The organism is Amycolatopsis nigrescens CSC17Ta-90 (genome assembly GCF_000384315.1).
In the GTDB taxonomy this organism is placed as follows: domain Bacteria; phylum Actinomycetota; class Actinomycetes; order Mycobacteriales; family Pseudonocardiaceae; genus Amycolatopsis; species Amycolatopsis nigrescens.
Window position 1 is genome coordinate 1,070,550 of the sequence record NZ_ARVW01000001.1, and the last position, 13,348, is coordinate 1,083,897.

The 13,348-nt window shown below is 70.5% G+C and carries 11 protein-coding genes; 4 read left to right on the top strand and 7 right to left on the bottom strand.

Annotated elements, in window-relative coordinates; all coding sequences use genetic code 11:
* Positions 1 to 37: 37 nt before the first annotated feature.
* Positions 38 to 904, top strand: a complete 867-nt coding sequence (locus AMYNI_RS0104930; RefSeq protein WP_020666871.1) for an alpha/beta fold hydrolase — start codon at positions 38 to 40, stop codon at positions 902 to 904.
* Between the two features lie 201 nt (positions 905 to 1,105).
* Here the strand turns inward: AMYNI_RS0104930 and AMYNI_RS0104935 are convergent, their stop codons facing one another.
* Positions 1,106 to 2,584: a chitinase gene (locus AMYNI_RS0104935; protein ID WP_020666872.1), complete on the bottom strand. Its 1,479-nt coding sequence runs from the start codon at positions 2,582 to 2,584 to the stop codon at positions 1,106 to 1,108.
* Between the two features lie 124 nt (positions 2,585 to 2,708).
* Between AMYNI_RS0104935 and AMYNI_RS0104940 the strand changes: the two genes are divergently transcribed.
* Positions 2,709 to 5,153 carry a Tex family protein gene (locus tag AMYNI_RS0104940; RefSeq protein WP_051116268.1) on the top strand — a complete coding sequence of 815 codons (2,445 nt, stop codon included), beginning with the start codon at positions 2,709 to 2,711 and terminating at the stop codon, positions 5,151 to 5,153.
* 75 nt (positions 5,154 to 5,228) lie between these two features.
* Here AMYNI_RS0104940 and AMYNI_RS0104945 read toward each other — a convergent pair whose 3' ends face one another.
* The 4 genes from AMYNI_RS0104945 to AMYNI_RS0104960 form a co-directional block, all read right to left on the bottom strand.
* Entirely contained in the window at positions 5,229 to 6,140 is a 912-nt protein-coding gene (locus AMYNI_RS0104945) for a nitroreductase family protein (RefSeq protein WP_020666874.1), read from the bottom strand.
* A 122-nt stretch (positions 6,141 to 6,262) separates the two neighbouring features.
* Positions 6,263 to 7,894, bottom strand: coding sequence for a sensor histidine kinase (locus tag AMYNI_RS0104950; RefSeq protein WP_040405521.1), 1,632 nt, complete (start codon positions 7,892 to 7,894; stop codon positions 6,263 to 6,265).
* A gap of 63 nt (positions 7,895 to 7,957) precedes the next feature.
* Positions 7,958 to 8,587 (bottom strand): response regulator, encoded by a 630-nt coding sequence (locus AMYNI_RS0104955; RefSeq protein ID WP_020666876.1) that lies wholly within the window; start codon positions 8,585 to 8,587, stop codon positions 7,958 to 7,960.
* Between the two features lie 22 nt (positions 8,588 to 8,609).
* On the bottom strand, positions 8,610 to 9,005 hold the full coding sequence (locus AMYNI_RS0104960; RefSeq protein WP_020666877.1) for a pyridoxamine 5'-phosphate oxidase family protein: 396 nt from the start codon (positions 9,003 to 9,005) through the stop codon (positions 8,610 to 8,612).
* Positions 9,006 to 9,239: 234 nt separating this feature from the next.
* On the opposite strand from AMYNI_RS0104960, the gene AMYNI_RS47015 reads away from it, so the two are divergent.
* Positions 9,240 to 10,064 carry a nitroreductase family protein gene (locus AMYNI_RS47015; protein ID WP_157357252.1) on the top strand — a complete coding sequence of 275 codons (825 nt, stop codon included), beginning with the start codon at positions 9,240 to 9,242 and terminating at the stop codon, positions 10,062 to 10,064.
* A gap of 7 nt (positions 10,065 to 10,071) precedes the next feature.
* On the opposite strand, the gene AMYNI_RS0104970 is transcribed toward AMYNI_RS47015, so the two are convergent.
* The gene (locus AMYNI_RS0104970; RefSeq protein ID WP_020666879.1) at positions 10,072 to 11,799 is read right to left on the bottom strand and encodes an acyl-CoA dehydrogenase family protein; all 1,728 of its coding nucleotides are present in this window, start codon (positions 11,797 to 11,799) and stop codon (positions 10,072 to 10,074) included.
* Between the two features lie 117 nt (positions 11,800 to 11,916).
* The gene (sigC, locus tag AMYNI_RS0104975) at positions 11,917 to 12,489 is read right to left on the bottom strand and encodes an RNA polymerase sigma factor SigC (protein ID WP_020666880.1); all 573 of its coding nucleotides are present in this window, start codon (positions 12,487 to 12,489) and stop codon (positions 11,917 to 11,919) included.
* Positions 12,490 to 12,551: 62 nt separating this feature from the next.
* On the opposite strand from sigC, the gene AMYNI_RS0104980 reads away from it, so the two are divergent.
* Positions 12,552 to 13,289: a zf-HC2 domain-containing protein gene (locus AMYNI_RS0104980; RefSeq protein WP_020666881.1), complete on the top strand. Its 738-nt coding sequence runs from the start codon at positions 12,552 to 12,554 to the stop codon at positions 13,287 to 13,289.
* Positions 13,290 to 13,348 lie beyond the last annotated feature (59 nt).

Consider the following 13,348-nt stretch of genomic DNA (forward strand, 5'->3'; position numbering starts at 1 on the left):
AGGAACTAACCGGATTAAACATTCAAAGGGGTTAGGCATGAGCTCGGTGCACCACCGGACCGCCACCGTCGAAGGCCACGAGATCTTCTACCGCGAAGCCGGCCCCGCCGACGCTCCGGCGATCGTCCTGCTGCACGGCTACCCGACCAGCTCGTTCATGTTCCGCGAACTCATCCCGCTGCTGGCAGGGGACTACCACGTGATCGCGCCGGATCACCTCGGCTTCGGCCGCTCCGCCGCTCCCCGCGCGGAGGAGTTCGCCTACACCTTCGACGCCCTCGCCGAACTCACCTCCGGGCTGCTCGACCAACTGGGCCTGGACCGCTACGCCCTCTACGTCCAGGACTACGGCGCCCCCATCGGCTGGCGCCTCGCGCTCGAGCACCCCGAACGGATCTCCGCCATCGTCACCCAGAACGGCAACGGCTACGAGGACGGGTTCGTCGAGTCGTTCTGGACCGACGTCTGGGCGTACGGGGCGAATCCCGGCCCCGGCACCGAACCCGCCGTCCGCGCCGCGCTGAGCATCGACGCCATCCGCTGGCAGTACGTGCACGGCGTGCCCGACCCGAGCCTGGTCAGCCCGGACACCTGGGAGCACGACTTCGCCCTTGTCTCCCGCGAGGGCAACGACGAGGTCCAGCTGGCACTGTTCCGCGACTACCCGAACAACCGCCCGCTCTACCCGCTGCTGCACGAGTTCCTGCGCACCAGCGAGGTCCCGGTGCTCGCCGTGTGGGGCCGCAACGACGAAATCTTCGGCCCGGCGGGCGCGCAGGCCTTCGCCCGCGACGCCAAGGACGCCGAGGTGCACCTGATCAACGGCGGCCACTTCCTGCTCGAGAGCCACCTGGACGAGGTCGCAGGCCACCTGTGCGACTTCCTCGGCCGAGTCCTGCGCTAACCAGCTTTCGCGCGCGAGTCCCACACTCGCACACCGCGAGTCCCACGTTCGCGCACTGCGAGTTCCACATTCGTGTCGTCGGCCCGCCAGCCGTACTGGCACCCGAATGGCGAACTCGCCGTGCGCCAACGGTCAACTCGCGGGGGCCGAACGTGGGACTCGCCGGGCGAGGGGCGCACTGGCGAGTCCCACGTTCGGGGGCTAGGGGAGCTTCTTGAGGTGGGCGGAGACGGGGTTGGCGAAGGCGTAGCCGCTGGACGCGTCCCAGTTGATCGACCAGGTCATCGCGCCCCGGATCGACGGATACGTGGTGGCCGGCTTGAATCCGGCGCAGTTGGTGCCGACGGCGAGGCAGCTCAGCGCCGCGTTCACGTTCGACGGTGACTGGTAACCGCCGCCGGCGCCGGACGGGGACGCGGGCAGGCCGAGCCCGACCTGGTCCGGCCGCAACCCGCCCTGGAGCTGGATGCAGGCCAGTGCGGTGAGGAAGTCCACGCTCCCTTGCCCGTACACTTTCTGGTCGCAGCCGAGCATGGTCCCGGAGTTGTAGTACTGCATGTTGACGATGGTCAGAATGTCCTTGACCGCCAGCGCGAGCTGGAAGTAACCGCCCTGGGTGGACTGCATGTCCACGGTCTGCGGCGCCATGGTGATCACCGTGCCGCCGGCGGCGTGGATCTTGCGCAGCGCCGAGCCCATGTGCGTGGGGTTGATCCCGTTCTCCAGGTCCACGTCCACGCCGTCGAAGCCGTAACGCTGGATCAGCTCGCTCATAGTGCTGGCGAAGTTCGCCGAAGAGGCTGCGTCGCCGACGTAAATGGTGCCCTTCTCACCGCCGACCGACAGGATCACCTTCTGGCCGCGCGACTGCAGGGTCTTGATGTCGGCCTTGAACTGCTCGTCGGTGTAGCCGCCGAGCCGCGAGGACAGCGCGGGGTCCAGGGTGAACGACACCGCGCCGAACCGGCCGGGCACCGCATCCGCGAAGGCCACCGCCACGATGTCGTAGCTGGTGGGCACGTCGGCGAGCTTCAGCGCCTTGGCCCCGTTGTAGAAGTTCTGCCAGTAGCCGGTGAGCACGTGCTTGGGCAGCGCGCCACCACTGGGCGGCGGCGTGGTGGTGGTCGGTGTCGTCGTGGTCGGGCTGGTGGTCGGGCTGGTGCTGGTGGTCGGCGGAGTACCCGGACCGTCCAGGCTCACGTCGTCGGCGAAGTAGGCCGCCTGCCCGTACCAGCCGTGCAGGTAGATTGTCACGCTCTCGGCGGCACCGCCGGTGGTGAACTCCAGGGAAAGCTGGGTCCATGAGCCCGTGCCCGGCGTCCAGGTGCTGGTGTCCGCGCCCCCGGTCCCGGTCACGCCGAGGTAGGTGTGCGCGCCCTGCACCCACGCGGTCAGCTTGTAGGCGCTGTTCGGCCGCACCGGCACGGTCTGCGCGCAGCGGCCGTTCTCCTGCCCGGCCGGCACCCCGGTCAGCGCGTACGAGCCGGCGTGCACCGGGGTGCTCACCACTCCCCCGCCCGCCGAGCACGACCAGCCATCGGTGCTGCCCGCTTCGAAGCCGGCGTTGCGCATCAGGTTGGCCGCCGAGGCGTTTCCGGACGACAGCGCGAGCACCAGCCCGGCGAAGACCACCACCGCGGCCAGCAGGACCAGTGGCCAGGGTTTCTTCTCGATCGTCACGGTTTCCTCCAGCGCAGGGTGACGTGAACCACAACAAGCACGGTCAAATTTGGTCTAGACCACTAGAGCTGTCAAGTCGCCGGATCAGATGCCCTACGAAAGTCGCGAAGCACGAGCAGGCAGAATGCTCTACCGGACTTACACGAGAGGGCGGAACAGAATCGTGACAGTGGCCGTGCAGTCGGTGCAGCAGAAGATCGCCGAAGAACTAGGGGTACGCGAGAACCAGGTCAAGGCGGCCGTCGACCTGCTCGACGGCGGCTCGACCGTGCCGTTCATCGCCAGGTACCGCAAGGAAGCCACCGGCATGCTCGACGACGAGCAGCTGCGCACGCTGGAGGACCGGCTGCGATACCTGCGTGAGCTGGACGAACGCCGGGGCTCGGTACTGGAGTCGATCCGGAGCCAGGGCAAGCTGGACGAGGCGCTGGAAGCGCAGATCATGGCCGCGGACACCAAGTCGCGGCTGGAGGACATCTACCTCCCCTACAAGCCGAAGCGCCGCACCAAGGCGCAGGTGGCCAGGGAGGCCGGCCTCGAACCGCTCGCGGACGGCCTGCTCGGCGACCCCTCCACCGATCCGCAGGCGGCGGCCGCGGTGTTCGTGGACGCCGAGAAGGGCGTGGCCGACGCGGCCGCGGCGCTGGAAGGCGCCCGCTCGATCCTGGTCGAGCGCTTCGCCGAGGACGCCGACCTGATCGGCGAACTGCGCGAGAAGATGTGGGCCGAAGGACGGCTGGCGTCGAAGGTCCGCGACGGCAAGGCCGACGAGGGCGCCAAGTTCTCCGACTACTTCGAGTTCTCCGAGCCGTTCACCAAGATGCCCTCGCACCGCATCCTGGCCATGTTCCGCGGCGAAAAAGAAGAGATCCTCGACCTCACTGTCGAGCCGGAGGAGCCGGCCGATGACACCGCTGGGCCGCGCGTGGGGCCGACCGACTACGAGCGGCGGATCGCGCAGAAGTTCGGCGTCACCGACGAGGGACGGCCGGGCGACAAGTGGCTCAACGACACCGTGCGCTGGGCCTGGCGCACCAAGATCCTGCTGCACCTCGGCATCGATCTGCGGCTGCGGCTGCGGCAGTCGGCCGAGGACGACGCGGTGCGCGTGTTCGCCGCGAACCTGCGTGACCTGCTGCTGGCCGCCCCGGCCGGCACCCGCGCCACGATGGGCCTCGACCCGGGCTTCCGCACCGGGGTGAAGGTGGCCGTGGTGGACGCGACCGGCAAGGTGGTCGACACCCATGTGATCTACCCGCACCAGCCGGCCAACAAGTGGGACGCCTCGATCGCCGAGCTGGCGAAACTGGCCGCCCGGCACCAGGTGGACCTGATCGCGATCGGCAACGGCACCGCGTCCAGGGAGACCGACAAGCTGGCCGGCGAGCTGATCAAGAAGCACCCGGAGCTGAAGCTGACCAAGGCCGTGGTGTCCGAGGCCGGTGCTTCGGTGTACTCCGCGTCCGCGTTCGCCTCGCAGGAACTGCCCGGCATGGACGTTTCGCTGCGCGGCGCGGTGTCCATCGCCCGGCGGCTGCAGGACCCGCTGGCCGAGCTGGTGAAGATCGACCCGAAGTCGATCGGGGTCGGGCAGTACCAGCACGACCTGTCCGAGGTCTCGCTCTCCCGCTCGCTGGACGCGGTGGTCGAGGACTGCGTGAACGCGGTCGGGGTGGACGTCAACACCGCCTCCGCACCGCTGCTGACCCGGGTCTCCGGCATCACCACCGGCCTGGCCGAGAACATCGTCGGGCACCGCGACGAGCACGGCCCGTTCCGTTCGCGCGGCGCGCTGAAGGAGGTGCCGCGGCTGGGGCCGAAGGCGTTCGAGCAGTGCGCGGGCTTCCTGCGCATCCCCGGCGGCGAGGACCCGCTCGACTCCTCCAGCGTGCACCCGGAGGCCTACCCGGTGGTGCGCCGGATCCTGTCCGCCACCAGCACCGAGCTGCGTTCGCTGATCGGCAACACCCGCGCGCTGCAGAAGCTGCGGCCACAGGACTTCGTGGACGACACCTTCGGCCTGCCGACCGTCACCGACATCCTGGCCGAGCTGGACAAGCCAGGCCGCGACCCGCGGCCCGCGTTCAAGACCGCGACCTTCGCCGAGGGCGTGGACAAGCTCTCCGACCTCAAGCCGGGGATGCGGCTGGAGGGCGTGGTGACCAACGTGGCGGCGTTCGGCGCGTTCATCGACGTCGGCGTGCACCAGGACGGCCTGGCGCATGTATCGGCGCTGTCGAAGAACTTCGTCAAAGACCCGCGTGAAGTGGTGAAGCCGGGCGACATCGTCAAGGTGAAGGTGCTCGAGGTGGACATCCCGCGCAAGCGGATCTCGCTCACCCTCCGGCTGGACGACGAGCCGGGCGCCGGTGGCGGCGAGCAGCGCCGCTCCTCCGGTGGCGGCCGCGACGGCGGCGGCAACCGCCAGGCCCAGCGCAAGGGCGGCCAGCCACGCCGGCAGGGCCGCGACTCCGGCGGCTCGGGTGGCTCCGGTGGCTCGGGTGGATCCAGCGGTGGCGGCGCCCTCGCCGACGCCCTCCGCCGCGCCGGCTACGACAACAAACGCTGACTCTCTCCGGCAAATAGCCGGCTTTTCGCCCATCCAAAGGGCAGAAAGCCGGCTATTTGCCTTCCCCGGGGTGGTCTAGGCGGCGAGGGCGGCCGGGAAGGAGAGCAGGTCCGCCAAGGGGCGCCTTGGTGTGGGCGGCAGCGGCGCCGAATCCTTGACCACCCGGCCAAGGCGCAGCACGGCATGGGGAAAGGCGCCGTCCAGCACCCTGGTCCGGAGCAGCGTGCTGACCCCGGCGCTCGCCAGCGGTTCGGTCAGCGCGCAGGTGGCAAGGCCGAGCGCGGTGGCGGCTAGCAGCAGCGCGCTCATCGCCTCACCGGCCCGCAGCCGGGACAGCCGGTCGTGCGCGCGGGTGCCCAGCGCGAGGAACATCGACTGGCCGTCCTCGTCCACCAGCGCGTTGCCCTCGTCCGCGAGCAGCGCCTCCGGGGTCGCGTGCAGCCTCGCCGCCGCCGCGAGCTCGAGCAGGTAGTCGGGCTCCAGCCGATACATCCTGGCCGGCAACGCCACCACGTACGCCAGCCGCCGTCTGGTCAGCGAGTCACCGGCGATCCGGACCACCGCGCCTTCCACGCCCGCGTGCGCGATCAGCGCGGCGACCTGGGACCGCGGCACGAACCACGAGCTGTATCGCCGCCGGTCGGTCCGCCGCAGCGGGATCGCCGCGGCCATCGCCCGTTCGTCACCGGAGGGCGCGCCGCGGTACGGCAGCACCGTGGCCAGATGCGAAGGGTCGGCCGGCTCGGGCAGCCGGTGCACCCTGCTCCGCCAGCCGGACGCGGCCAGCGCCACCCGCAGGTGATGCAGCGCGGCCCCGCAGTCGAGCAGCGACTCCGGGCGGCGTTCGGGATCGGGGCGGGCATGCAGGTGCAGGCACCGCTCTTCGAGCCGCCAGTGCCACGGCTGCGAGTTGCGTGCGGACGGTGCCCGTGCGGCGAGCGCCAGCGCGGCCAGCACGGTGTCCTGATCCGGCGATCCGTAGTCCATCGAAGTACCTCCGGCCGAAGGGAACTTCCGGACCGAAGATGGCAGCCTGGCGCGGGCGCACGGCAGGGCCGAAAGACCTCCGAAGGCCGGCCACTCGGCCCCCGAACGGCCCTGAGCTGCGCCTAGGGCAGGGGTGCGGACCAGGCCAGTCTGGTGCCGCCGTCCCACACCTTGGTCACTGCCATCCGGCCGCCCGCCGCGTCCGCCCGCTGGACGAGGTTGTGCAGCCCGCTGCGGGCCGCCGAGTCCGGGATGCCCACTCCGTTGTCGGTGACCACGATGGCCAGATCGTCGGCCACCGACACGGTCAGGTTCACCGTGGTCGCCCTGGCGTGCCGCACCACGTTGCTGACCGCCTCCCGCACCACCGCCTCGGCATGGTCGGCCAGCGCCGCCGGCACCACGCTGAGCGGCCCGGACATCCGCACCGTGGAGCGCAGCCCGGCGTCCCCGGTCAGCTCGGCGATCACCTCGTGCAAGCGCTTGCGCAGCTGGCCGCCGCCCTGCGCGCCGTCGTGCAGGTCGAAGATCGCGGTGCGGATCACCCGCACCAGCTCCTGCAGCTCGTCCACGATCTCGCCGATCCTGACCTGGATCTCCGGCGACCTGCTGCGCTGCTGGGTGCTCTGCAGGGAAAGCCCGATCGCGAACACCCGCTGGATGACGTGATCGTGCAGATCGCGCGCGATCCGCTCCCGGTCGGCCAGCAGGTCCAGCTCGCGCTGCCGGCGCTGGTCGCCGGCCAGTTGCAGGGCGAGCGCGGCCTGGTCCGCGAAGGAGGCCATCAACGGCAGCAGCTCCGGGCCGAATGGCCGGCCGCCCCGCGCACGCAGTGCGGCCAGTACCCCGGTCACCGAGTCGCCGGCCCGCAGCGGCAGCACGAGCGCGGCCCCGAACGCGGCCCCGGTGCCGGTGGCGAGATCGTAGGTCAGCGCGGGCACCCGGCGCGGCGCCTTGCCGCGGAACACCTCGCCGCAGGTGGAGCCCTGGATGGGAATCGCGCGGCCGGTCAGCGCACCCGCGTCCAGCCCGGCGCAGACCCGGACCACCAGCTCCGGCACCTCCTCCGCGGGCAGCTCGGGGTCGTCCGCCAGTGCGATGAAGGCGTAGTCGGCCTCCGCCAAGTCTCGCGCCCTGGCGGCGATCAGGTTCAGCACCTCTTTGCTGTCGGTGGCCACCAGCAGGGCCGACCTGATCTCCGCGGCCGCCTCACGCCAGCGCTCGCGCGCACGGAGTTCCTCGTAGCGACGGGCGTTCTCCACCGCGATACCGGCCGCCGCTGCGAGCGCCTGCAGCACCACCTCGTCCGCCTCGGTGAACGCGGCGCCGTCCTCCTTCTCACTGAGGTGGAGGACGCCGAAGACCTCGTCCCGCACCAGCACCGGGACGCTGAGCAGAGATCGCAGCGCCGGGTGGTGCTCCGGAAAACCCTCCGCCGCCGGATGCGCGGACAGCTCGTCCAGGCGCAGCGGTGCGGCCCGCGCCGGCACCACACCCAGCAGGCCACGCCCGGTCGGCATCCCGCCGATCGCCTGGCAGACCCGCTCGTCGAACCCTTCGCAGAGGAACTCCGCCAGCCCGCCACCGGGAGCGAGCACGCCCAGCGCGCCGTAACGCGCGTGCACCAGCTTCCTGGCCACCCCGACGATGCGCTTCAGGGTGGGCCGCAGCTCCAGCCCCGAGCCGACCTCGAGCATCGCTTCGACCAGACCGTCCATCCGGCCGAGCGGACGCGGTCTGCCACCCTCGGTCACCGGTCAAGCCTGGCACTGGTCCCCGCGCTGTGCCAGCCCCGTTCGTGGCCGGTATTTCGGCCGTCACCACCGTAGTTTCGCGGCCAATGCGGCGATCTGCGCGCGCCGTTGCATACCGAGTTTCGCGAGCAGCCGGGAAACGTAGTTCTTCACGGTTTTCTCGGCCAGATGCATTCGTTCCGAGATCTGCCGGTTGGTGAGCCCTTCGCTGATCAAATTCAGCAGCACGCGTTCCCGCTCGGAAAGCGCCTCCAGCGGATCGGCATTCTCCACATCGGTCCGCAGCTTGGCCATCAGCGCCGCCGCGGCCCTGTTGTCCAGCAGCGAGCGGCCGGAGCCGACCTCGCGCACCGCGGAAACCAGCTGCATTCCGCGGATATCCTTGATCACATAACCGCCGGCCCCGGCAAGAATCGCGTCGAGCATGGCCTGTTCGTCGGTGAACGAGGTGAGCATCAGGCAGTTCAGCGCCGGCAGCTTCGACCGCAGCTCACGGCAGAGCTCGATCCCGCTGCCGTCCGGCAGCCGCACGTCCAGCACGGCGATGTCGGGCCGCAGCGCGGGAACCCTGGCCAGCGCCTGGGACACCGTGCCCGCCTCGCCGACCACGGCCAGTTCCGGATCGGCCTCCAGCAGATTGGCGATACCGCGTCTCACCACTTCGTGGTCGTCGACCAGGAATACCTTGATCATGCGCCACCTTCTCGTTCCGGCCTCAGGTTACGGCGATGCGCTCACCGATGGCCAGTTCGACTTCGACCGCGATATAACGCGCGTCGGCCGGCGACCAGCCGCGGAGACCGAGATCGGCCAGTTGGGCGCATTCGGAACGATCACGGATTTCGGTGGCGCGGCCGATCACCCGCACGGTCCAGCCCACCGTCAGGTCCGCCGCGAACCGGTCCGCCTGGAATGCCACCACCGCCCCCTTGATCGCGGTCGCCATCTGCTGGTCCTCACCGACCCGGAAAACGACAACGCCCTCCCGGAGCAGGAAATTGACCGGCCGGATGGCGGGCATCGCATTGTCCGTGTACACCACCCGGCCGAGGGAGACGCTGCCGAGCAAGCGCAGGCACTCACCGTGCCGCAAGGTCTCCGCACCGATCATTCCGCCCCTTTCCCCAGAACTCCTCGCCACCCGCCCGTCCCTGCGGTGTCCCGCAGAGCCCCACTGTGCTCGCGGTCCGGATCACACGCCAGGGGCCGAGCAGCGCGGACCGGGGTGACCGTCGGCCCCGGATTCAGGGACCAAAGCCTCTTCGAACTCCCGGTCACCCGGCACACGCTGTTGGCTTGGTGCGGGCCGGCAAGCCACGGTTCGCGAAGACTGGAGGCTGAGCAGATGACCATCCGACTTGGTCTTGGCCGGCCCTCTGGCGGCGCGCCCCGGAGCGACCGCGAGAGCACCGTGCACGCCCTGATCACCGGCAGCCAGATGCACACCGCGCTGCAGGCCGCCGCCCGGGTGCCTTCGGCCACCCCGGCCCGGCCATGGCGGACCGAGACCAGGGGTGACCGGATCGAGCTGCTGCTCGCCGAAGACCGGCTGCCGGGCGGCGGGGCGCAGACCCGTGAGGTGCTGCTGTCCTGCGGCGCGGTACTGCTGAACCTGCGGGTGGGCCTGCGCGCGGCCGGCCGCGGATCGGTCACGCACCTGCTGCCGAGCCGACGTCGGCCAGTGCACCTCGCCACCGTCTGGCTCAACGGCGCCCGCCCGACGACCCGCGCCGACCAGGCGCTCTACCAGGCCATCTCGCACTGCTGGCCGAACCGCCGCCCGTACGGCGAGCAGCCGTTGCCACCGGAACTGCGGCGGTCACTGGTCAAGGCCGCCCGCAGCGAGGGCGCGGAGCTGGTGCTGGACCGGCCGTCCGGCGAGGAGGACGAGCCGACGGTGGCGCGGCTCGTGCTGCGGGACGAGAGCATCCGCGGCTACCTCTGCGCCGGCCAGGCACTGCAGCGGGTGCTGCTCACCGCGACCGCCGCGGGGGCCGGTGCGGGCGTGCTCTACCAGCCGCTCACCGACGGCACGGAGAGCACCGAAAGCACAGTGCTGCGCCGCCTGCGCCACGACGCGGCACTGCCGGTGATCGTGCTCCGCTTCGGCTACGGCTCGTCCGCACAGCTTCCGGTGCCGGTCCAGCGCCCACCGCGACTCGCCTCGTGATACCGGGTCAGGGGTTCATCCGGTAGGTCCCGCTCAGCGCCGCGACCTCGGCCCAGACGCGGTCGAACCGACCGGCGTCCACCACCGGCTTGCGCACCGCGGCCAGCGCGAGCCGCTGCTGCGCCTCGGTGGAACCGGACTTGCCGTACAGCTCAACCGCGCCGGCCGAGAAGTCCCGCACCAGCACCTCGAAGATCTGGTCCAGCACGTCGTCCGCCAGCCCGGTGATCTCCGCCTGCTCGAGGACGAGCTGCCCGTAGACGACCAGGGTGAACAGCTCCGCCACGGCGAGCCCGAAGTCGAGGTCGGCCTGCTGGTCCGCGTCCGGGGTGGCCTTGGCCAGCAGCTCGACCAGTCCCTCGGCCTGTTCGGTGAACCTGGCCACGTTCGGCACGCCAGCCGAACGCGTGTACACCGCACGCCAGTCGTGGAAGCGCACCTTGGACAGTCCGCGGGCCGGTCCCTGGCGGAACAGGAACTCGTCGTCGGCCGCGTCCGCCCTGGTCGGCACCTCCGGGTAGCTCTCCGGCTGGAACAGGTACGCCGGCATGAACTTGGCGATCAGGGCCAGGTTCACCGCGACCGTGCCCTCCAGCTTCGGCAGGCCGTCCACGTCGGTCTTGGCCATCGCGAGATAGGTGTCCGCCTCGAAACCCTTGGCCGCCACCACATCCGCGACCAGGCCGATCACCCGCTGCGCCTCGGTGGTCACCTTCATCTTGGTGATCGGGTTGAACAGCAGGTACCGGCGGTCCTCGGCGTTCGCCGAACGGAAGTAGTCGATCGACCGGTCGGAGAACAGCCGCATCGCCACCAGCCGGGCGTAGGCGTCCACGAACTCCCTGCGCACATGCGGGAAGTCGGTGACCGGATTGCCGTAGAGCACCCGGTTGTGCGCGTGCGTGATCGCTTCGTAGAGCGAGTGCGTCGCCATCCCGATGCCGCCGAAGCACAGGTTGAACTTGCCGATGTTCACCGTGTTCAGCGCGGCGCTGAAGGCCTCGGCGCCGGTGTGCAGCAGATCCTCCTCGCGCACCGGGTAGTCCTCCAGCCGGAACTCCGCCACATACATCTGCGACGGCACCACGTTCTTCACCACGTGGTAGTTCGGGTGGTCCGAGTCGGCGTAGAAGAACACGTACTGGTCCTGGCCCTCGACCCCGTCCAGCCGGCCGAACACCGACACCGTGCCGGCGCAGTTGCCGTTGCCGATGTAGTACTTCGAGCCGTTGGCGAGGTAGCCGCCAGCGCCGTCCGGGGTCAGCACCAGGTCCGAGGAGTAGATGTCCGCGCCGTGCTCCTTTTCGGACAATCCGAACGCGCCGACTCCGCCGGCGGCCAGCGCGTCCGCGGCCCGCTTGCGGGCGGTCTCGTTCCCGCTCTGCCACACCGGGCCGAGGCCGAGAATGGTGACCTGCCACGGGTACCAGTAGTTGAGCCCGTAGAAGCCGAGGATTTCCGACAGCGCGGCGATCCGGCTGGTGTCCCAGCGCTTGTCCGGGTGGCCGTCTGCGTCGCCGGCGGGGGTGAGGAAGGTGGCGAACAACCCTTCCTTGCCGGCGAACTCCAGGAAGTCCGAGTAGAAGACCTTCGCGTGGTAGTCCTCGGTCAGCTTCGCCTTGCCGCGGCCTTCGAACCAGTCGATGGTGGCCCGGAGCAGCCGCCGGGTCTCCGCGTCGAACTGCCGCGGGTCGTAGGTGTGCGGGTTCAGCAGCGCTGCGGGCTGTTTGCCCATGGATGGCCTCCTCGCCGTCTTACTGGCGGGTAACTTACCACCACGCGCACGGTCGTGAGTGAAAAGTGTTCCTGGGGCAACACTTTTCACTCACGACGGTCATACTGGCCACACCGGTCACACCGCGCCGTTGTCCGCTTCCCAGCTGGCGTCCAGCAGGTCCTGGCGGGCGCGGGCCACCCTGGAGCGGATGGTGCCGACCGGGCAGCCGCACACGTCGGCCGCCTCCTGGTAGGACAGCCCGAGCACCTGGGTGAGCACCAGCACCTCCCGCCGGTCCGAGTCCAGCCCGGACAGCAGCAGGCGCAGCTCGACCAGGTCCTCGAAACCGCCGGTGCGCTGCTCGTTGCGGCGCTCCACCACGGACTCCCAGTCCGCGTCGCCGCTGATCCGGGGCCGCGCGGAAGCGGACCGGATGCTGTCCACCACGACCCGCCTTGCGATCGACAGCAGCCAGGTCCTGGACGAGGACCGCCCGGCGAACCGGCGCAGGCTGCCGAACGCCCGCAGATAGGTCTCCTGGGTGAGGTCGTCGGCCGAGCTGACATCGGCGAGATGCGCGACGAACCGCCAGACGTCGGCCTGCGTGGCCCGGACCCAGTCCTCCAGGGCACGCCGGTCGCCACGGGCGGCCGAGATGGCCATGGCGGTCACCCGCTCGTCGTGATCGCCGTCGCGCTGCCTCGACATGGCGACAGGTTATTACACGGGCCGCCGGGAACCGACGCGCGCCGAGGGCCGACTATCTAACCGTGCGATGTGAGGTATGCCGAGAAGCGCTGTCCGCCCGGCTGGACGGCGAGCAGGAACCGGTGCCGGCCGAAGCGGTCGACCGGCATCTCGCCGGCTGCCCTGGCTGCCGGTCCTACCAGGCCAGGGCCCAGTTGCTGCACCGGTCCATGACGCTGCGCCCGGCGCCGGCGGTGCCGGACCTGACCACGGTCATCCTGGACCGGACCCCCGCGCCACCCGCCGAGCGCTGGGCGTTGCGGATCGCGCTGGGCGTGGTCGCGATCGCCCAGCTGACCCTCGCCGTGTCCCAGCTGCTGGGAGCCGGGCACGCCGGGCATGCGGGCGGCCTCCAGCTCGGGCACCTCGACCACGAGAGCGCGGCTTGGAACCTGGCCGTCGGGGTCGGGCTGCTCTGGGCGGCGCTGCGGCCGCGGGCCGCCGTCGGGCAGCTGCCGGTGCTCGCCGGGTTCGTCGCGGTGCTGACCGTGCTCTCCACCGGCGACCTGATCAACCAGGCGGTCTCGGTGGGCCGGGTGCTCTCCCACGGCCTCGTCGTGCTCGGGCTGCTGCTGCTCTTCCTGGTGCACCGCCAGTACCGCGGCCACCACCCGCTGCCCGCCGGCTACGGCGACTCGTCGGGCACCGGGGACACCTCGGCGAGCACGACGGACGACGACCACGCGCTCGACTCCGGCGGCCGCGGGCCGCGGCGGGTGCACCGCTTCCACCGCCCGGCCAGCAAGCACCGTGCCGCATAGGGGTTGTTCTTCCGCGAGCCTGTAACGGGACCCGCTCGCCCTGCGAATCATGGGCGACG